The sequence below is a fragment of the Arthrobacter nitrophenolicus genome (genome assembly GCF_045833485.1).
In the GTDB taxonomy this organism is placed as follows: Bacteria; Actinomycetota; Actinomycetes; order Actinomycetales; family Micrococcaceae; genus Arthrobacter; species Arthrobacter nitrophenolicus.
On sequence record NZ_CP174504.1, the window covers coordinates 451123 to 470063 of the forward strand.

An 18941-nucleotide genomic window follows, 5' to 3' on the forward strand; every position below is an offset into this window, starting at 1 on the left:
TGGGAACATGACACTCGACCCCGGTTCCGCCGCCATCATCCAGCTTGCGTGGGCACGGCGCCTTGGGCTGGATGACGACGCCTTCGGGGCAGCCCTTGCATCCGGTGAACGCGTGGTCCGGGCTGACGATTCAGCCCGGACCGTGGAGTTTCTCCGCCTCTTCGGCAGTTCCGCCCTGGTGGGCCCGCAGTGGGTCATCGACGCCGCGGCGGGCATTCCGGACGAAGAGATGGCACAGCACGTGACCCTCCTGACCCTGACCCGCTCCCGTGGCGGGCATGGCCTGGGCGCCGCGGCACTGTTCTTTGCGGACGACCTGCCGCTCAAGCAGCCGGCAGGGGAAATGACCGTTTCGCACGGCAACCCCGAGGCCATCGAACTTGAGGGCCGGTGCCCGCCGGATGACGTCAACGAGGTGGGCCTTTCCGACCTGGAAAACCGCTACACCATCGTCCACGAGCTAGAGGGACGGCGGGTTCCCCTGGCCTGCGGGGCCTACGCGGAGTGGGAGGGCCTGCTGGCGCACCTCGGTGTCCTGGTGGACCCGGAATGGCGACGGCAGGGGCTCGGGACGCTGGCCGCCTCCATCGCGGCCCATGAAGCACTGGCCGCCGGGCTGACCCTCCAGTGGCGGACGGACGTCAGCAACACCGGGGCGCTGGCGCTGGCCCGCAGACTTGGCCTTTCAGCCGGCGGAATCCAGACCAGCGTCCACCTTGGCTGATGCGGGCGCTCCCGCGCCCCAGTGCTGAACCGGCTGGGGTTTGGCGAAGAACAGCGCCACCGCCGCGCCGGCCAGGATCACCGCGGCGGGCAGCAGGATGGACTGGGCCATCGCCGTCGAGAACCCGCTGTGGAGGGCTTCCGGCAAAGTGCCGGTGAGGGCCATCCCTTCGCCCGTCGCACCGGCTGGCCCGCCGGCGGGCAGCTCAGCGGCGAGTCGTGCCTGGATCAGCACGGCGATGGCTGCACTTCCCAGCACCGCCCCGAACTGGCGGGTGGTGTTGTAGACGCCTGAGCCTGCCCCGGCCTGGCGGGGCGGAAGGTTGCGGGTTGCGGTGGTGCTGAGCGGCGCCCAGATCCCGGCGTTTGCGAACCCCAGGACGGCGCTGGGCAGCAGGAACAGCAGGATGGGCGTTCCGGGCTGCATGAGCAAGGCGTTCCAGGCCAGGGCAACAGCCATCAGGGTCAGGCCGCCGGCGGCCAGGTACTTGGGGTTGATCCGGTCCACCAGCTTCCCCACCACGGGCGCCAGTCCGCCTGAAATCAGGGCCATGGGCACCATCAGCAGGGCTGACTGCGTGGGGGTCAGGCCGCGGACCATCTGGTAGTAGAAAATCAGGGGCAGGCCGAAGGCCGTCACGGTGAAGCCCACCATCGTGATGCCGAGGTTGGCGAGCGAGAAGTTCCGGTCCCGGAACAGCCCCAGCGGCAGCAGCGGCTCACCCTTGTTGTACCGCTGCCACACCACAAAGCCCGCCAGCACAACCAGGCCGGCAATGATGAGGCTCCACACGCTGACGGGTCCGATGATGGTGCCCCAGTTGTACGTCTCGCCTTCCTGGATGCCAAAGACCAGCAGGAAGAGCCCGACGGCGCTGAGCACCACACCGGGGATGTCGAACCTGTGCCGGTGGGTGGTGAGGGCGGGAACGTTCCGCAGCGCCAGGATGAAGCCGACGACACCGACGGGCAGGTTGATGAAGAAGATCCACTGCCAGCCCAGTCCGTCCACCAGGACGCCGCCCAGAATGGGTCCCACCAGGGTGGCCATCCCGGCAGTGGCTCCCCACACCGACATGGCCGCCCCGCGCCGGTCTGGCGGGAAGATCCGGGTGATCACGGCCATGGTCTGCGGCGTCATGATCGCGGCGCCGAGGCCCTGCAGCACGCGTGCGGCAATCAGGGTCTCCACGTTCCCGGCCAGTCCGCACCACAGCGAGGCGAGGGTGAACACCACCAGGCCCAGGAGGTAGAGCTTCTTGGGTCCGAACCGGTCGCCGAGCCTGCCGGTGATCAGCAGCGGCACCGCGTACGCCAGCAGGTAGGCGCTGGTCACCCAGATCACCGAGTTGATGTCCGCACCCAGGCCCTCCATGATCACTGGGTTGGCCACGGAGACGATGGTGCTGTCGATCAGGATCATGAAGAACCCGATCACCAGGGACCACAGGGCCGGCCACGGTTTTGCTACGTTTTCCACTCGGTCATCTTTCTCAGGGCCGGTGGTTGAGCCTGTCAACCACCGGGAAGCAGTGGCTAGCCGAGGAGGTCCAGGATCTCCTGGCGCGCGAACATCTGTGCCGCTGCGCGGGCGGACGGGGAACCGGCGTCAGGATCCGCGCCGGCGTCCAGCAGCACGCGGGCCACGTCCGCGTAACCCTTGAAGGCCGCCCCGGCCAGGGGTGTCTGGCCGCGGTCATTGGGAGTGTTGGCGTCCGCGCCGTGCTGGAGGACAAGCTGCACCGCATCTGCGTGGCCGTGGTACGCGGCCAGCATCAGGAGGGAGTCCCCGGCGGAGTTGGTCAGGTTGGCCGGGGCGCCCGCCTCAAGATAGGCCCGCAACAGGTCCGTGTTGCCCTCCCTGGCCGCCTCGAAGAGTGTATGGGCGAGGGCGACGGCGTCGTCGTCGGTCCCGGCCGTTGGTGCGGCGTTGTCAGTCATCAGCGTGGCCCCCTGAGGAATCCGGTCTGGCGCCCCACCACCTGGCCGGCGTCGGGGGCGACGATGAGTTCTTGGCTGGCGGGGTACGGCTCGTCCCCGTCCAGAACCGTCAGTATCTCATCCGGGGCAACCGAACGTTTTATGACTGCCAGCGCAACCGGTCCCATTTCGTAGTGCTGGGCCACCGAGGTCACCGTCCCCACCTTCCGGTCGCCCACCAGCACAGGGCTGCCGGCGGCGGGAAGGGTGTGCTGCGATCCGTCCAACTGCAGGAACACGAGGCGCCGCGGCGGATGCCCCAGGTTGTGGACGCGGGCAACGGTCTCCTGCCCCTTGTAGCAGCCCTTGGCCAGGTGCACCGCTGTACGGAGGAGGTCAAGCTCGTGCGGGATGGTCTTGTCATCCGTTTCGGCACCGATCCGGGGCCGCCAGGCGGCCACGCGCAGGGCCTCGGCCGCGAGGGTGCCGGCGAGAGGCCGGCCTCCAACCGTCTCCTCCAGGGCCGCCGCGGGGACAAGGTATTCAAACCAGGGACGTTCAAGCCCGGGATGGTTGGCCTCGGTCACCGTGGCATAGGAGAAGCCGCCTGCGCTGACATGCGGCCACGGGTCCTGCCAGGCCAGCAGGCCGGACCATTCCGGGACGGCTTTGGTGCTGCCCACAACAGCCCAGTCGGTGGAGACGTCGGCCACCTCGACCCGCAGCATGAACTTCATCCTGTTGAGGAACTCCGCCAGCGGCGCTGCCTCGGTGCCCTCGACAATCAGCCAGGTGGTCCCGCCGTCGTCAACCACCCGCGCATCAAACTCAATCCGCCCCTGCAAGCTGAGGAGCAGCAGCTCGGTGGACTCGCCCGGAGCCAGGCCGGTGACCTGCTGCGAGGAGAGGGTGTTGAGCCAACTCAGCCGGTCGGGACCGGTTACGGTCACGACGCCGCGGTGGGAGAGGTCGACGACGGCGGTTCCGGCGGCGAGGGCCCGCTGCTCGCGCAGGGGCTCGCCGTAGTGGGCCGCGACGCCGGCGTCCGCGCCGGCTGCCTCAACGGCGGCACGGCGCGACAACAGAGGGCTGGGAATAGTCATACTTGGGGCAACGTCCTTATGTCAGTAGGTATTCCGGTTTCGACAGGCTCAACCACCGGCAAGGGTTCTATCGGTACTCCGGTTTCGACTGCTCAACCACCGGGCAGCAGTCAACGGTATTCCGGGTTTTCAAAATCGAACCGGGTTCCGGCGGACCATTCCTGCGGCAGGTTGCCGTAGGCGGGCAGGCCGCCGGCGTCCTTGAGAATCCGGGCCAGGTGCAGGAGATTCCAGGTCATGAACGTCGTGTTCCGGTTGGTGAAGTCGCTTTCGGGCCCACCAGAACCCTCATCCAGGTAGCTGGGGCCCGGCCCCACGGGCCCGATCCAGCCGGCGTCTGCCTGCGGCGGGATGCTGAAGCCGATGTGCTGCAGGCTGTAGAGGATGTTCATGGAGCAGTGCTTGATGCCGTCCTCGTTGCCGGTGATCAGGCAGCCGCCCACCTTCGGGTAGAACGCCCACTGGCCCTTGCTGTTGAGTTCTCCGGAATGGGCGTAGAGGCGCTCAATCAGCTTCTTGGTCTGCGAGGAGTTGTCCCCAAGCCAGATGGGGCCGGCTACTATCACGATGTCCGCCGCCTGGACCGCGGGGTAGAGCTCAGGCCACTCGTCGGTCTGCCAGCCGTACTGCCTCATGTCCGGGTAGACGCCGCTGGCAATATCGTGGTCCACCGTGCGGATCACCCGGGTGGTGACACCCTGCTTTTCCATGATCCACCGGCTGATGGTGATCAGACCGTCAGTGTTGGACGTTTGCGGGGATTTCTTGAGCGTGCCGTTGAAGAAGACGGCCTTCAGGTCGCTGTAGTCCTTCGGGCTTTCAACTGTTCCCACGGCACCGCTCCTTTGGTTATGAAACCCGTTTCAGGAAAGCCGAGGCGTGGGCTTCCAGGCCCTTCCCGCCTTCTCCCCCGGTTGCGACGTCCCAGCGCCACAGCAGGTTGCCGTCCACCAGGCCGAAGATGCGGGTGGCGGCGCTGTAGTCCTTGGAATGGCTGCCCCGCATCACCATGTCGGTGGTCAGCTGGATCTGGGGGCCCTTGATCTGCCCGTAATACAGCTCTGAAATGCCGCCGGGATGGGAGATGGACACCGAGATGTCGAAGCCGCCCTCGCTGTTGCGCAGGGCCTCCACCTCATCGGCGCTCTTCAGGGCGGGCACGATGTCCGCCGGGATCAGGCCCGGGCCGCCGTCGGCATCCAGCTGTTTGCGCTCCAGCGCCCAGAAGCCGGTCTCGACCGTGAGCGGCCGCAGGCGCGTTCCGTCGTCGTCGGTCAGCCAGCTTTCCGCACGGTACTGGAGGTACGGCAGGCCGTTGTGGGTGAAGGAAACGTGCTGCAGGAAATGCTCCGAGTCCTCGTCCCCGCTGCCAAGCCGGCCGCGGCCTTCCCACTCACCAATGAGCCAGGAAAGTGGAACGAGTTCAGGGGTCAGATCTGTAGGAATCTCAATGGGCACGGCAATTACCTCGAGATACAGCTAGCTCCGAAAAAGTGTGGTCTACTTCTGGCCCTTGAAGAGGCGGTAGACCACAAAACCGGCGAACCAGGCCATGGAAATGCTGGCGATGCCGAGCAGGACAAGGAAGAAGATTTCAAAAGCAAGTACGGACATGATGCCATCCTAACGCGTTAGTAGATGAGTAGTTTGTCTATGAAGTAGGCGAGTGAACCCACCGCGGAGACGGGCGCCAGCCCCATGCTGAGGGCCGCGGGAACGTTCAGGGGCGCGCCGCGAAGGGTGGCCATCCGGCGGAAACTGGCCAGCACGGCACCCACCACGACGCCGAAAATGGCGGCAGGAAGGACCGCTATGTCGGAGAAGACCAGTCCGGCGAGCGGCCCGGCGAGCCCGGCCAGCACCATGCCGAGCGGCGCGACCACACTGTCGGGCCAGCGGATGAGTCCTGTGAGCAACGCCACTGCGGCACTGATGGCCGCCACCAGGAGCATCTCGCGCACGCCGTTGAACCTGGCCCCGGCAACCCATCCCGAGCCGAGGCAGGACAGCAGGACACCCACACAGCAGCCGAGCGTTGATTCAAGCCGCTGCGCCTGCCCGGTTCCCCTGATGAGCTGCACCACGAAGACCGCCATCATTCCCACGGCGATAAACGCCGGGGTCCAGTCGAGGAAACCGGGGCCGGGTACCGTGGCGGCGGCGATCGCGGCAGCCGCGCCCGGCAGGGCGATGACCGCGGCGAGAGTTTTCTTTGCCGGTATCCGCAGGAAGTGGGGCCAGCCGATGCCCACCGCGGCGGCGATCAGGACGGCCACGACCACCAGGGCTTCCCGGGTGGTGTAGACGCCGGCGATGATCGCCGCGAGGCCCGCGATTCCCACCAGGCCGATGGTCCAGGAGCCGAGGGAACGAACGGGTGCCTGCAGATCCGCCGTCATGCGGGACCCTGCCTCTGCTTAGCGTCTGCACTCACTGCGCTGCAATCCCATCCTGGCGTCGACCGGGGACAAAGCCCCTTCCTGGCAGGGCGTGCCGCCCTGGCTCAATCCTGCCTTATGTGAACGGGTTATGTCGCAAAACGTCCTGTTGCAGCGCGTGGATCTCTGGCTCAGCAGGGGGTGCCGGGTATACTCAAGGTTCAGCTAAGCTCCCTGCCAGGGTGGCTGGCCGGCAGCCTTTGACGCCGGCCGGAAACCCTCACGGGAGCCAGTACCGGCCGGTGGAAATCCGGTTCAGTCGCCCAATGATGCGCGGACGGCCCTTGGAGGAACAATGTCGCACATCCTGTTACTGACGAACAGCACCGGCTCTTCGGTCGACATCCTGCCTGCCCTTGAATTGCTGAACCACCGGGTCCACATCCTTCCCGCCGAGCCCACCGCCCTGCTCGAAACAGACCCCTGCGACATCGTCCTGCTGGATGCGCGGAAGGACCTGGTGGGCGCCCGCTCGCTCACCCAGCTACTTAAGGCCACCGGCCTCAGCGCCCCGCTGGTGCTGATCCTCACCGAAGGCGGCATGGCCGCCGTTTCCTCGGCCTGGGCTGTAGACGATATCGTCCTCGACTCTGCCGGGCCGGCCGAGGTGGAAGCGCGGATCAGGCTGTCGGTGGCCCGGGCCGTTCCTGAGCAGGAAGACGCGCCCAGCGAAATCCGCGCCGCCGGCGTGGTCATCGACGAAGCCAGCTACACGGCCCGCGTGAACGGCGCACCGCTGAACCTGACCTTCAAGGAGTTCGAGCTCCTGAAATACCTCGCCCAGCACCCCGGCAGGGTATTTACCCGCCAGCAGCTCCTCACCGAGGTGTGGGGCTATGACTACTACGGCGGCACCCGCACCGTGGACGTCCATGTCCGGCGGCTGCGCGCCAAGCTGGGCGCCGACCACGAGAACCTGATCAGCACCGTCCGCAATGTGGGGTACCGCCTCACACTGGTGCGGCAGCAGGAAGACGAGCTCACCGAGGCCTGAGTGGCCGGGCGCCAACCCGTATAGCCTTGCTTCATGACTCCTGCGCACCCAGAGAAGTGGCCCGTCCATGTTGTCCGAGGCGGCGTTGACCAGCAGCTCCTGAAAGACTGCCGCGACCTGCTTGCCGCGGCCGAAGAGTCCGACGGTAATCCCTCCATCTCGGAGCAGACCCTGGTGACCCTGCGCGCCGGCGATTCCGCCGCGCACTCGCTGCTGACCCTGGCGCTGTACGCCCCTGACGAGGACTCGGATCCCGCCACGGGGCAGGACCTGGCGGGGTTCGCCGTCGTGGTCGAGGAACCGGACGGCAGCGGCATCCTGGAGCTCGCCGTCCACCCCTCCTACCGCAACCAGGGCGTGGCCGACCGCCTGGTGGGTGCCCTGGTGGAAACCCGCGGGCTGGACGGGTTGAAGGCCTGGTCCCACGGCAACCACGAGGCCGCCGCGGATCTTGCGGCCCGGTACGGGTACGCGCCGGTGCGGGAACTGTGGAAGATGCGGATGACGACGGCGGGCGCCGACCTGCCCGACGCCGACCTCCCGGACGGGGTCACGCTCCGCGCTTTCGTTCCGGGGCAGGATGAGGAGGCGTGGCTGGCGGTCAACAGGGCGGCCTTCGCTGACCATCCCGAGCAGGGCAACCTCACACGGGCGGACCTTGAGGCACGCATGGCCGAGGACTGGTTCGACCCCGCAGGTTTCCTCCTGGCCGAGGACGCCGGCGGGCGGTTGCTGGGCTTCCACTGGACGAAAGTGCACCCGCAGCACGGACCACACCCTGCCATCGGCGAGGTCTATGTGGTGGGCGTGGCGCCGGAAGCGCAGGGCATGGGGCTCGGCAAGGCACTCACCGTCGCGGGGATCCGGCACCTGCAGGAACAGGGCCTGCATGCCGTGATGCTGTACACCGATGCGGAGAACGCCCCCGCCGTTTCCCTGTACCGCCGGCTGGGGTTCACCCGCTGGGACATGGACGTGATGTACGGGCCGGTGGCGGCCGGTTAGTCCAGTCGACTGACATGTCCGCCGGAGTACCCGGAAATCTAGGGTTTCGCGGCAATGAATGCTTGTAAGGTTGAAACAAGACCGCGCGGGCCGGAAGCACCAGCACCAAGCGCCAGGTAAAGGAGATGCCATGAACCCGGAACCTTCCGGAACAGCCACGTCCCAGGATGTTGCGGTTCCTGTACGCGCCCGCTTCGGTTCCTCCGAAGTACCGGCTTCCCGCGCCACCCAGGACCGCATCGACATTCCGGAATTTGCGCCGAACCTGCAGCCCGAAGGCGACATCCGCCCGGACCGCTTCCTGGACCGTGAACTGAGCTGGCTGGCCTTCAACTCCAGGGTCCTGGAACTTGCCGAGGATCCCTCGCTGCACCTGCTGGAACGCGTCAGCTTCCTCTCGATTTTCGCGTCGAACCTGGATGAGTTCTTCATGGTCCGGGTGGCCGGCCTGAAGCGCCGCATCGCCACCGGCCTGGCCGTCCCGTCCCCTGCCGGGCTGAGCCCGGTAGAGGTCCTGGAACGGATCAGCGAGGAAGCGCACCGGCTGCAGCAGCGGCACGCGCAGGTGTACGCGGACCAGATCCGCCCGGCCCTGGCCTATGAGCACATCCACCTGATGCACTGGGACGAACTGGACGACGCCGCCAAGCAGCAGCTGAGCGTGATGTTCGCCGAGAAGGTCTTCCCCATCCTCACCCCCCTGGCGGTTGATCCGGCCCACCCGTTCCCGTACATTTCCGGGCTTTCCCTGAACCTGGCCGTGGTGGTGCGGAACCCGGTCAGCGACAAGGAGCTGTTCGCCCGCGTCAAGGTGCCGGACCAGCTGCCGCGCCTGATCTCCATCGACGGTCCCCGTGCCGGCGCAGTCGCCGGCCGGGTGGCCCGGTTCATCGCCCTGGAAGAAGTCATCGCCGTCCACCTGGACAAGCTCTTCCCCGGCATGGAGGTCCTGGAACACCACACCTTCCGGGTCACCCGCAACGAGGACGTGGAGGTGGAGGAGGACGACGCCGAAAACCTCCTGCAGGCGCTGGAGAAGGAACTGCTGCGCCGCCGCTTCGGCCCTCCCGTGCGGCTGGAAGTCACCAACGACATCAACCCCAACATCCGCGCTCTGCTGATCCGCGAACTGGGGGTGGAGGAATCCGAGGTGTACTCGGTCCCGGCTCCGCTGGACCTCCGCGGCCTGTCCGTCATCGCCGGCATTGACCGTGCTGATCTCCACTACCCCAAGCACGTTCCGCACACGTCCCGGTACCTGAACGAGTCCGAGACCTCAAAAGCGGCGAACGTCTTCGCGGCCATGCGCCGCCGGGACATCCTGCTGCACCACCCGTACGACTCGTTCTCCACCTCCGTCCAGGCGTTCCTGGAGCAGGCGGCTGCGGACCCCAAGGTCCAGGCCATCAAGCAGACCCTCTACCGCACCTCGGGCGACTCCCCCATCGTGGACGCCCTGATCGACGCTGCCGAGGCCGGCAAGCAGGTCCTGGCACTGGTGGAAATCAAGGCCCGCTTCGACGAGCAGGCCAACATCTCATGGGCCCGCAAGCTCGAGCAGGCCGGCGTGCACGTGGTCTACGGCATCGTGGGCCTGAAGACGCACTGCAAGCTGTCCCTGGTGGTCCGGCAGGAAGTGGACGGGCTGCGCCGGTACTGCCACATCGGCACCGGCAACTACCACCCGCGGACCGCACGGTACTACGAGGACCTGGGCCTTCTGACCGCCAACGAGCAGGTGGGCGAGGACCTGTCCAAGCTGTTTAACCAGCTCTCCGGCTACGCCCCGAAGTCCACCTTCAAGCGCCTGCTCGTTGCGCCGCGTTCGGTGCGGTCAGGGCTCATCGACCGGATCGAAACCGAGATCCGCAATGCCCGCGCCGGGGTACCCGGCCGGGTCCAGATCAAGGTGAACTCCATGGTGGACGAGGCCATCATCGATTCCCTGTACCGGGCTTCCCAGGCCGGTGTGAAGGTGGACGTGGTGGTCCGCGGCATCTGCTCGCTCCGGCCTGGGGTTCCGGGCCTGAGCGAAAACATCACCGTCCGGTCCATCCTGGGCAGGTTCCTTGAGCACTCCCGGGTGTTCGCGTTCGCCAACGGCGGCGACCCCGTGGTGTACATCGGCTCCGCGGACATGATGCACCGGAACCTGGACCGCCGCGTGGAGGCCCTGGTCCAGCTGGCAAGCGCCGACGACATCAACTACGTCCTGGACCTGCTCAAGCGGTACATGGCACCCGAAACCGCCAGCTGGCACCTGGACAACGAGGGCGACTGGACCCGGCACCACCTGGCCGAGGACGGAAAGCCGCTTGAGGACGTGCAGTCCTGGCTGCTCGCCTCTCGGCCCCGCCAGCGCAGCCTGAGCCGGCGGTAAGGGCAGCTGTTTTGTCGAGCGATGCACTCGTAGCTGACCAGACAGACCATCCGGGGGAACCAGTTGCAGTAACGGCTGCCGGCGCCCTTCCGTGGCGGGTCACAAATGACAGGCTTGAAGTCCTGCTGATCCACCGGCCCCGCTATGACGACTGGTCATGGCCCAAAGGGAAGATCGACGACGGCGAGACCATCCCTGAATGCGCCCTCCGTGAGGTGCGGGAGGAGATCGGGCTGGACGCGCCCCTGGGCCGGCCGCTGCCCGCCATCCACTACCGCGTCGCTTCCGGCCTCAAGGTGGTTTTCTACTGGGCGGTCAAGGCCAACGGGACCCGGCTGGTCCCGGACGGCAAGGAGGTGGACAGCGTCATGTGGTGCGCCCCGGAGAAGGCGGCCAAGCTGCTGTCCAACCCCACCGACGTCGTACCGCTGGAGTACCTGCGCAAAGCCCACGAGGAAGGCGAGCTGAACACCTGGCCGCTCGTGGTCCTCAGGCATGCCAAAGCGAAGCCGCGCTCGTCCTGGACCAAAGCCGAGGGTGAACGCCCGCTGGCCGCCACCGGCACCCGGCAGGCACAGGCGGTGGGACGGCTGCTGCAGGTATGGCAGCCCCCGCGCGTGGTTACCAGTCCCTGGCTCAGGTGCGTGGCGACTGTTGCACCCTATGCGAAAGTGGCAGGCGCAAAGGTTCGGATGGCGGAAGCCCTCACGGAACACCGCCACCACCGCAGCCCGAAGAAGACCGCGGCCGTCGTCGAGGCCCTCTTCGATAAGCAGCGGCCGGTGGTGGTCTGCACCCACCGCCCCGCGCTGCCGACGGTCTTCGCGCAGCTGGCGAAGCACATGCCCGGCCGGCTGGGCAGCCTGCTGCCCTCGGAGGAGCCATATCTCTCCCCCGGCGAACTGGTGGTCTGCCATGTGGCGCCCGGGGCAAAGAACCGGGTGGTCGCCGTCGAGCAGTTCAAGCCGTTCGACGACTGACCCGGCCGGGATTCAGGAAGCGGACAAGCAACCCCGATAGACTTGGTGCGTGAGCATCCCAACGCCTTATGAAGACCTCCTGCGCGATGTCCTGGCTTCCGGCACGCACAAATCCGACCGGACCGGAACCGGAACCACCAGCGTTTTCGGGCGGCAGCTGCGTTTCGACCTGTCGAAGAGCTTCCCGCTGATCACCACCAAGCGGGTGCACTTCAAGTCCGTCGCCGTGGAGCTGCTGTGGTTCCTGCGCGGTGAAACCAACGTGAAGTGGATGCAGGACCAGGGCGTCACCATCTGGGACGAATGGGCAGACGCAGATGGCGACCTGGGGCCGGTCTACGGTGTCCAGTGGCGCAGCTGGCCCACCCCGGACGGCGGCCACATCGACCAGATCGCCGAGCTCGTGGAGGGCCTGAAGTCCAACCCGGACTCGCGCCGGCACATCGTCTCGGCGTGGAATGTCTCCGAGCTGAGCGACATGGCCCTGCCGCCGTGCCACGCGTTCTTCCAGTTCTACGTAGCCAACGGCAGGTTGTCCTGCCAGTTGTACCAGCGCTCGGCGGACATGTTCCTGGGCGTGCCGTTCAACATCGCCTCCTACGCCCTGCTGACGTGCATGCTTGCCCAGCAGGTGGGGCTTGAGCCCGGCGAGTTCATCTGGACCGGCGGCGACGTGCATATTTACGAGAACCACATGGACCAGGTCCTCAAGCAGCTGGAGCGGGAGCCGTACGAGTACCCGCAGCTGAAGATCAACCGGAAGCCGGCGTCGATCTTCGACTACACGCTGGAGGATTTCGAAGTGGTGGGTTACAAGCACCACCCGACGATTAAGGCACCGATCGCCGTATGAGCACCGAGAACTTCACCGATCCGCAGTCCTTTACGGAGGAGCTGGCCGCCTCGATCACCGGCGTCGGACTGGTCTGGGCGCAGACCCCCGACGGCGTCATCGGCAAGGACGGGGACATGCCCTGGCACCTGCCCGAGGACCTCAAGCATTTCACCCGCCTGACCACCGGGCACCCGGTCATCATGGGGCGCAAGACCTGGCTGTCCTTCCCGGACAAGTACCGTCCCCTGCCCGGGCGGACCAACATCGTCATCACCCGGCAGAAGGACTGGGCAGACACGCCTGAGGCGAAGGGCGCCATTGTGGTTCCTTCGCTGGATGACGCGCTGCTGGAGTCGCAGTTCGTCGACGGCGGCGACACCGTCTGGATCCTGGGCGGCGGCGAGATCTTCCGCCAATCCACGGACCTGGCCAATGTTGCGGTGATCACCACCATCGATGTGAAGGCCGACGGCGACACGTTTGCCCCCGAACTCGGCACCAGTTGGGAGGCCACCGCGTCCGTTCCTCCGGACGGCTGGCTGACCGGTGCCAACGGCACACGCTACCGATTCACCAAATGGTCAAGGACCGAGGGCTAGGAACATGCTGAAGAAACCGGAAACCCTCTTTGTCCTGGGGTACATGCTGCTGCCGCTGCTTGCGCTGCTGTCCGCCATCGTGGGGCTGACCATGATCCTGGGCAGCAACAAGATCGCCGGGGCTATCGTGCTGGTGGTTGTTACGCAGGTCTTCGCGTTCGGCGCCTTCTTTGCGCTGCGGGCCCGGAAGGCAGCCGTGGCCGAGGAGTCCAGGCGGAGCTAGTCGCTGTGGGCAGCTGCATGGGGAGCTCACCCCATCGCGACTTGGCGGGGGCTCGCCTAAGCTGAAGCCTGCAGCCTGACGGACTGCTGGTTTGGACACTATTGGGGGGATACCGGGTGGCAGGAACTTTGTGGGGCGCCGACGTCGAGCAGCTGCGCACCTTGGCGCGGCAGTTCAGCAAGACGGCCGACATGCTGCAGCAGCAGTCGCAGCAGCTGAGCGGCCATATCAACAACAGCCCCGCGTGGAAAGGCCAGGACGCGTCCCGCTTCCGGTCCGACTGGAACGGCAACCACCGTGCGCTGCTGCAGAAGACGGCGGCGCGGCTCCAGCAGGAGTCGAAGCTGCTCCTCACGCACGCGGACGAGCAGGAGAAGGCGTCTGCCACGGGGGGTGCCGGCAATTCCGGGCCCGGCACCGGGACACCGGGCGGAAACGTCCCCGGACGGGACAGCGACAACCCCTGGGGGCCGGACTGGCTGGCAGACCCGGATTCTCCGTTCCGTGACGGCTGGGACATCTACGGCCTCACCAAGGCCTTCCCGAATCTTCGGGCGGGCCTGTTCGACATCGCCGCCATGCTGCACAAGTCCCGCATCTCTGATTTCCTGGATCCGGCAGCCTGGCGGGCCTTCCAGAACTCCAACGAGTTCAGCAAGTTCTTCAACATGTCCAACAGCCTGTTCGAGGGCAAGTTCCACGAGGTCCTCAACCTCGCCGAGGGATCCAACGCCTTCAAGTACCTCGACGGCTTCAGCAAGGGTTTGGGCGTTGTGGGCGTTGGCCTGGACAGCCTGGACGCCTTCAACAACTTCCAGGAGGGCGATTACGGCTCCGCCGCCTACTCCACCACCAAGGCCCTGTTGGGCGCCGGCTCGTTCCTTCCGCCGCCGGCCGGCACTGCGTGCATGGTGGCCAGCGGGGCCCTTGCCCTCTACGACAACGTCCCCGTCATCCATGATTCCGTGAACTACGTCGGGGATAAGATCGCCGATGGGGCCGAGGCCGTTGGCGGCGCTATCAGTGATGGCGTGGACGCCGTCGGCGACTTTTTTGGCTTCTGAGAACTGAGGAGAACAACCAGTGACTGAAACAACCACAGCCAGGTCCTCGAGCGCCGGCCAAGGGTTTCCGGACGCGATCGGTTTTGGCTTCGCCGAGCTCCTGGTGCTCCTGAACCTGCGGCGCGGACCGGCCGCCGAAGCCTCCGCCAGGGCGCTCCGGCTGGAAGGCGAACTCGACGACGCCTCCCTGCTCTCGGCGGGAGCATCCTCCCTGGTGGCCCGCGGTGCAGCCACTGTAGGTGCGGACAAGGAGCTTTCCGTGGAGGGTCCGGTGGCAGCCGTTACCCATGCCCTGACGGAGACCGGGAAGCTGGTGCAGATCAACCTCCTTACGGCCGGCTCCGTGGACAACGTCCTGTCCGTCGAGTCACCCGAATACCGGATCCTGCTGCAGCCCCGGGCCTACCTCAGCTGGTTCGCGATGGCGCAGCGGCCGGATACCACGCCGGCAGAAGCCAACTTCTTTATCGTGCGCAAGCATCTTGAAGACAACCCCGACGGCGGAGCCACCGTCCGCCTGCTCGACGGTTCCGACGGCAAGCAACTGCTGGTCAAACGCAGCGGGGAGGGCTGGACGGTGGGCTACGGCCATCTTGATGCCCCTTCCGAACCGATCCGGGAAATCTCGGGCCTCAGCGAGGGCCAGGTGTTGGACCACATCCGATCGATCCGACAGGACTAGCATGCAGAACGGCAATCCGGGCAATACTCCCGGCAGCGCACCCACACCCGACGACCAGGTCCGTACGTTTCACGAGCAGGCCCTGGCACGCGGGGAAAAGCGCGTCCTGCTCCGCACAGTCGAGGGCGCGCTCCACAGCTATCAGAAGGACGAACTCGGTGTGGTCACCGCCAGTTCGCACCCGCAGGTGCGCTCCGCCGGAGGGTTCCTCACGATGGCTGTGTTCTTTGCTGCCTTGGCGGTTTTCTCGATCATGTTGGTGGCCGGGCCCACCAGCAGGGGCCAGGATCCGATGTGGGGAGCCCTGATACTCACTGTCGCCGGGGCCTCCGGCGTCCTCTACGCAGCACGGATGGCGGGCGTCGCCGCCAAGGCCAAACGGCTGAGGGCGGAACGGGGCATCCCGGAACCGACAGCCAGGCAGTTTGACCGGTAAGGGGCACCCCTCCTACTAAAGGGGCCTGCCTTGTTAGCCGCGCGCCGACGTGACGTAACCGACTGCGCCCCGCCGGCTCCGAAGTCTAAACTGGACGAATGACTACAGCAGCTACCCCTTCCGTCGGCCTGGTCGGATGGCGCGGCATGGTCGGTTCCGTCCTCATGCAGCGCATGCAGGACGAGGGCGACTTCGCCAACATCAACCCGGTGTTCTTCTCCACCTCCAACGCGGGAGGTGCCGCCCCGTCGTTCGCTGAGGGCGCCGGCAAGCTCGAGAACGCGTTTGATCTCGACACCCTGGCGAAGCTGCCCATTATTGTCACCGCGCAGGGCGGGGACTACACCAAGCAGGTCCACGGCGAACTGCGCAGCCGCGGCTGGGACGGCCTCTGGATCGACGCCGCCTCCACCCTGCGGATGAACGACGATTCCATCATCGTGCTGGACCCCATCAACCGCGACGTCATCGACAAGGGCCTGGTCAACGGTACCAAGGACTTCATCGGCGGCAACTGCACCGTCTCCTGCATGCTGATGGGCCTCGGTGGCCTGTTCAAGAACGGGCTGGTCGAGTGGGGCACCTCCATGACCTACCAGGCAGCCTCCGGCGGCGGCGCCCGGCACATGCGCGAGCTCCTCAGCCAGTTCGGCACGCTCAACGCCGAGGTCAGCACGGAACTGGACGACCCGGCGTCGGCCATCCTGGACATTGACCGCAAGGTCCTGGCCCACCAGCGCACCGACATCGACGCCACCCAGTTCGGGGTGCCGCTGGCCGGCTCCCTGATCCCTTGGATCGACGCCGACCTGGGCAACGGGCAGTCCAAGGAAGAGTGGAAGGCCGGGGTCGAAACCAACAAGATCCTGGGCACCTCCGAGGAAAATCGCGTCATCATGGACGGCCTGTGCGTCCGGATCGGCGCCATGCGCTCCCACTCGCAGGCCCTGACCCTCAAGCTCCGCGAGGACCTGTCCGTCGCCGAGATCGAGAAGCTCCTGGCCGAGGACAACGAGTGGGCCAAGGTGGTCCCGAACACCAAGGAAGCCTCCATGGCCGAGCTCACCCCCGTGGCAGCTTCCGGCACCCTGGACATCCCGGTGGGCCGCATCCGCAAGATGGAGATGGGACCGCAGTACATCAGCGCCTTCACCGTGGGCGACCAGCTCCTCTGGGGCGCCGCCGAGCCGCTGCGCCGCATGCTTAACATCGCCACGGGCAACCTGTAGACCCTACAGCTGCTTCATAGGCGGCCCTGACGCGCATAACCGTTGCTGCCCAGCACCGGTTATGCGGGCCAGGGCCGCTTTTGCGTTCCGGGATGCCGTCCGAGGAACGCCATCAGCCGCCGGTGGAGCTCGGTCGGACGGTCCAGATGCTTCCAGCGGACCCTGAAGACTCGCCATCCGGTTTCCATCAGGGAAGTTTCCCGCAGGCGCTCCGCGATCAGCACTGCCTCCGTGGGTTTGTAGTCCACGTACTTGGCAGTGCCGTCGAACTCGATGATCACCCGGGCCGCAGTATCGGCGAAGTCAGCGCGGAACAGGCCTTCGGCAGTCTGGATTTCGACCTGCGGTGTAAAAGTGTTCACGCCGAATAAGGAGAGCAGCAGCCTGGTCCGCGTCTCCCCTGCTGACTCCGAACGCCCGTCCAGAACGTTGAGCAGGTCCGATGCCCGCCGGCTCCCACGCTTCACAGGGCTTTCAGCCAACAACTGCCACATGGTGTCCATGGACGCGCCTTTGCGGAGTGCATGGTCGCCGATGACGGCAGCCTTGTCGACGGGCAGGATCCGTGCGCAGTCCAGAACCGTTCTCTCGATTGTGGTGGTTTGGATCTCGCGGCCGTCCGGAGTCCACAAGGACGCCAGGTCATTGTCGGGGAGCGGAAGCCGATGGGTCCGGACGTCCTTGCCCGCACTGGTCCGCGAATTGGAATACTGCGTTGTGACGTGCACCAAGGGTCCGGCATCCCATACATCGCAGCCGTGCAGCATGGCTGCGCTTACATGCGTGTAGCGGGCTGAACCGCCGGTGGATTCATAGTGCGCGATGACAAGGAGCCGGTCTTGATCCCAGGGTTTTAGAGTATTCCAGTAGGTTCGCCGGACATATGCACCGCGGCGAAGCCGGAGAAGTATCCCCTGCTGTACAGCTGCCCCAACCACACGGCTTTCCAGGCCGGCGCCGCCTAATTGCCCAGCAGAAGCCACGGGGTATTGCGGCCAACGTTGCTCCACCAGGTCACGGATTTTGCTGGACTTCATCGTGCCAGCATGCCGAATCCGCGGGCTGGCTGGCAGCCGGCTCCTCCTCTATGTGGACACTGCAGCGGCTTGACCGGCCCTGGCCTGCATAACCGTTGCTGCCCCACACCGGTTATGCGGGCAAGGGCCGCCTTTGGGTTTCGGGGCAGGTCAGGTGGCGAGGAACTCCAAATACCGCCGGGAGGCCTTGTCGAAGGCTGCCTGAGCCGCCGGACCGAGGCGCCGGGCACCGTCAAAGAGTTCGGGTACGACGGCGGCGCGCTGGCCTTTGCCCGCAACAGCCCAGGTGCCGATCACCTCGCCCGCCGCAACAACTGTCTTTTTGAAGACCCCGTTGCCGCCGGGAACAACCAGGTTGGCATGCTCGGGCGGAAGGACAAGGCTCCGGTCCGTGTAGCCCAGCAGGAACTCGTCGAAGCCGGGCAGCAGCAGGACGGACCGGCCGCCAGGGACCCTGCCGTCCAGGCCCCTGCCGTCCAGCAGCCCCGCCGTCTCAGGCGACATCCAGTGGCCTGTACCGTCAACCTCGAGCTCCACCAGCTCCCGCCGGATCTCCGCCAGGGCGGACCGGACCTCGGTCAGGGGTATCTGGGTCCACCAGGCAAAGTCGCGGACGGTGGCGGGGCCATGGCTGCGGAAGTAGCGGAGCAGCCACTCGGCAACCGCCTCCTGACGGTCCAGGCAGCGGGACTCGGGGATCCACTGATCAAACGCCACCAACAGCTGCTGGTTCCCGGCCAGCGGCCCCTGCACCAGCCAGCCGTGCCGGCACAGCGTCCCGAGGATGTGGACCCCTCGCTGCCCCTGCGTGGGCTGCCCTGCGGCATCGAAAACGCCGAACAGGTCAGCGCGGCTGGCCGGCCCGGCGGATGAAAGATGGTCAAGGGCGAGATCCCGGCACTTTTCGACGTCGGCCCGCGTGATGCCCAGTTCCCGGTGCCGGGCGGCGATGCCCTTGGTCAGCCGGTCCGCGGTGAGCTCCAGCATCCACCCCAGGTCCTCCGGCGCCACCAAGTGGAGCGTTCCCCGCATCGGCCAGGACCGCACTATGGTTCCCGCGTCGATGGCTGCCCGCACGCTGCTGACGCCGGAACCGGGAAGCCGGACGCCCACCGCCCACAGCGCCGCCTGCAAATCCTGCGCCTGCATGGCTGTCATCCGGCGCACCACGTCCGCCGGTGAATCCGCCCGCTCCCCCACGTCAAGCAGCCCCTGGGACACCAGCCGCAGCCGACCCAGCACCCTGCGGTCACCACGGTTTCGCACCAGTGCAGCCATGCCCTCATCCTACGG

The 18941-nt window shown here is 66.4% G+C and carries 20 protein-coding genes; 12 read left to right on the plus strand and 8 right to left on the minus strand.

Features of this window, described 5'->3' with window-relative positions; translation table 11 throughout:
- Positions 1-7 precede the first annotated feature (7 nt).
- Complete coding sequence (locus ACJJV6_RS02105; RefSeq protein ID WP_407709817.1) at positions 8-724, plus strand: GNAT family N-acetyltransferase; 717 nt, start codon at positions 8-10, stop codon at positions 722-724.
- Here ACJJV6_RS02105 and ACJJV6_RS02110 read toward each other — a convergent pair.
- The 6 genes from ACJJV6_RS02110 to ACJJV6_RS02135 form a co-directional block, all read right to left on the minus strand.
- The gene (locus ACJJV6_RS02110) at positions 686-2203 is read right to left on the minus strand and encodes a DHA2 family efflux MFS transporter permease subunit (RefSeq protein WP_407709818.1); all 1518 of its coding nucleotides are present in this window, start codon (positions 2201-2203) and stop codon (positions 686-688) included. The genes ACJJV6_RS02105 and ACJJV6_RS02110 overlap by 39 nt on opposite strands.
- Positions 2204-2259: 56 nt before the next feature.
- Positions 2260-2664, minus strand: a complete 405-nt coding sequence (locus tag ACJJV6_RS02115) for an ankyrin repeat domain-containing protein (protein ID WP_407709819.1) — start codon at positions 2662-2664, stop codon at positions 2260-2262.
- A complete protein-coding gene (locus ACJJV6_RS02120) occupies positions 2664-3746 on the minus strand; it encodes a YgfZ/GcvT domain-containing protein (RefSeq protein WP_407709820.1) in 1083 nt (360 codons plus the stop codon). The genes ACJJV6_RS02115 and ACJJV6_RS02120 overlap by 1 nt, the downstream gene beginning before the upstream one ends.
- A 110-nt stretch (positions 3747-3856) precedes the next feature.
- Positions 3857-4579 carry a flavodoxin family protein gene (locus ACJJV6_RS02125; protein WP_407709821.1) on the minus strand — a complete coding sequence of 241 codons (723 nt, stop codon included), beginning with the start codon at positions 4577-4579 and terminating at the stop codon, positions 3857-3859.
- Positions 4580-4595: 16 nt separating this feature from the next.
- The gene (locus ACJJV6_RS02130; RefSeq protein WP_009357116.1) at positions 4596-5204 is read right to left on the minus strand and encodes an FABP family protein; all 609 of its coding nucleotides are present in this window, start codon (positions 5202-5204) and stop codon (positions 4596-4598) included.
- Between the two features lie 173 nt (positions 5205-5377).
- Positions 5378-6145, minus strand: coding sequence for a permease (locus ACJJV6_RS02135; RefSeq protein WP_407709822.1), 768 nt, complete (start codon positions 6143-6145; stop codon positions 5378-5380).
- Between the two features lie 334 nt (positions 6146-6479).
- Between ACJJV6_RS02135 and ACJJV6_RS02140 the strand changes: the two genes are divergently transcribed.
- From ACJJV6_RS02140 to asd, 11 genes are all read left to right on the plus strand, one after another.
- Positions 6480-7178: a response regulator transcription factor gene (locus tag ACJJV6_RS02140; RefSeq protein ID WP_133345752.1), complete on the plus strand. Its 699-nt coding sequence runs from the start codon at positions 6480-6482 to the stop codon at positions 7176-7178.
- A gap of 33 nt (positions 7179-7211) precedes the next feature.
- Positions 7212-8183 carry a mycothiol synthase gene (gene mshD / locus ACJJV6_RS02145; RefSeq protein ID WP_407709823.1) on the plus strand — a complete coding sequence of 324 codons (972 nt, stop codon included), beginning with the start codon at positions 7212-7214 and terminating at the stop codon, positions 8181-8183.
- A gap of 130 nt (positions 8184-8313) precedes the next feature.
- Positions 8314-10563, plus strand: coding sequence for an RNA degradosome polyphosphate kinase (locus ACJJV6_RS02150; RefSeq protein ID WP_009357119.1), 2250 nt, complete (start codon positions 8314-8316; stop codon positions 10561-10563).
- A gap of 11 nt (positions 10564-10574) precedes the next feature.
- A complete protein-coding gene (locus tag ACJJV6_RS02155) occupies positions 10575-11543 on the plus strand; it encodes an NUDIX hydrolase (protein WP_133345749.1) in 969 nt (322 codons plus the stop codon).
- 49 nt (positions 11544-11592) lie between these two features.
- Entirely contained in the window at positions 11593-12396 is an 804-nt protein-coding gene (locus ACJJV6_RS02160; protein ID WP_009357121.1) for a thymidylate synthase, read from the plus strand.
- Positions 12393-12977, plus strand: a complete 585-nt coding sequence (locus ACJJV6_RS02165) for a dihydrofolate reductase (protein WP_009357122.1) — start codon at positions 12393-12395, stop codon at positions 12975-12977. Before ACJJV6_RS02160 ends, ACJJV6_RS02165 begins: the two co-directional genes overlap by 4 nt.
- Before the next feature lie 4 nt (positions 12978-12981).
- Positions 12982-13200: an NF038396 family protein gene (locus ACJJV6_RS02170; RefSeq protein ID WP_009357123.1), complete on the plus strand. Its 219-nt coding sequence runs from the start codon at positions 12982-12984 to the stop codon at positions 13198-13200.
- A 116-nt stretch (positions 13201-13316) separates the two neighbouring features.
- The gene (locus ACJJV6_RS02175) at positions 13317-14264 is read left to right on the plus strand and encodes a hypothetical protein (protein ID WP_152419532.1); all 948 of its coding nucleotides are present in this window, start codon (positions 13317-13319) and stop codon (positions 14262-14264) included.
- 19 nt (positions 14265-14283) lie between these two features.
- Positions 14284-14946, plus strand: coding sequence for a hypothetical protein (locus ACJJV6_RS02180; RefSeq protein ID WP_354175149.1), 663 nt, complete (start codon positions 14284-14286; stop codon positions 14944-14946).
- Between the two features lies 1 nt (position 14947).
- Positions 14948-15382, plus strand: coding sequence for a hypothetical protein (locus ACJJV6_RS02185; protein ID WP_009357127.1), 435 nt, complete (start codon positions 14948-14950; stop codon positions 15380-15382).
- Between the two features lie 98 nt (positions 15383-15480).
- Positions 15481-16611: an aspartate-semialdehyde dehydrogenase gene (gene asd, locus ACJJV6_RS02190; RefSeq protein ID WP_035752173.1), complete on the plus strand. Its 1131-nt coding sequence runs from the start codon at positions 15481-15483 to the stop codon at positions 16609-16611.
- A 59-nt stretch (positions 16612-16670) separates the two neighbouring features.
- Here asd and ACJJV6_RS02195 read toward each other — a convergent pair whose 3' ends face one another.
- Together ACJJV6_RS02195 and ACJJV6_RS02200 are read right to left on the minus strand one after the other, a co-directional pair.
- A complete protein-coding gene (locus tag ACJJV6_RS02195) occupies positions 16671-17339 on the minus strand; it encodes a hypothetical protein (RefSeq protein ID WP_152419534.1) in 669 nt (222 codons plus the stop codon).
- A gap of 459 nt (positions 17340-17798) precedes the next feature.
- Positions 17799-18926 (minus strand): winged helix DNA-binding domain-containing protein, encoded by a 1128-nt coding sequence (locus ACJJV6_RS02200; RefSeq protein ID WP_407709824.1) that lies wholly within the window; start codon positions 18924-18926, stop codon positions 17799-17801.
- Positions 18927-18941: the final 15 nt, after the last annotated feature.

Coding starts and splice junctions, on each gene's coding strand:
- ACJJV6_RS02140 (WP_133345752.1), top strand. CDS start 6,480: ATGTCGCACATCCTGTTACTGACGAACAGCACCGGCTCTTCGGTCGAC.
- ACJJV6_RS02170 (WP_009357123.1), top strand. CDS start 12,982: ATGCTGAAGAAACCGGAAACCCTCTTTGTCCTGGGGTACATGCTGCTG.
- ACJJV6_RS02200 (WP_407709824.1), bottom strand. CDS start 18,926: ATGGCTGCACTGGTGCGAAACCGTGGTGACCGCAGGGTGCTGGGTCGG.
- ACJJV6_RS02105 (WP_407709817.1), top strand. CDS start 8: ATGACACTCGACCCCGGTTCCGCCGCCATCATCCAGCTTGCGTGGGCA.
- asd (WP_035752173.1), top strand. CDS start 15,481: ATGACTACAGCAGCTACCCCTTCCGTCGGCCTGGTCGGATGGCGCGGC.
- ACJJV6_RS02135 (WP_407709822.1), bottom strand. CDS start 6,145: ATGACGGCGGATCTGCAGGCACCCGTTCGTTCCCTCGGCTCCTGGACC.
- ACJJV6_RS02120 (WP_407709820.1), bottom strand. CDS start 3,746: ATGACTATTCCCAGCCCTCTGTTGTCGCGCCGTGCCGCCGTTGAGGCA.
- ACJJV6_RS02115 (WP_407709819.1), bottom strand. CDS start 2,664: ATGACTGACAACGCCGCACCAACGGCCGGGACCGACGACGACGCCGTC.
- ACJJV6_RS02165 (WP_009357122.1), top strand. CDS start 12,393: ATGAGCACCGAGAACTTCACCGATCCGCAGTCCTTTACGGAGGAGCTG.
- ACJJV6_RS02185 (WP_009357127.1), top strand. CDS start 14,948: ATGCAGAACGGCAATCCGGGCAATACTCCCGGCAGCGCACCCACACCC.
- ACJJV6_RS02150 (WP_009357119.1), top strand. CDS start 8,314: ATGAACCCGGAACCTTCCGGAACAGCCACGTCCCAGGATGTTGCGGTT.
- mshD (WP_407709823.1), top strand. CDS start 7,212: ATGACTCCTGCGCACCCAGAGAAGTGGCCCGTCCATGTTGTCCGAGGC.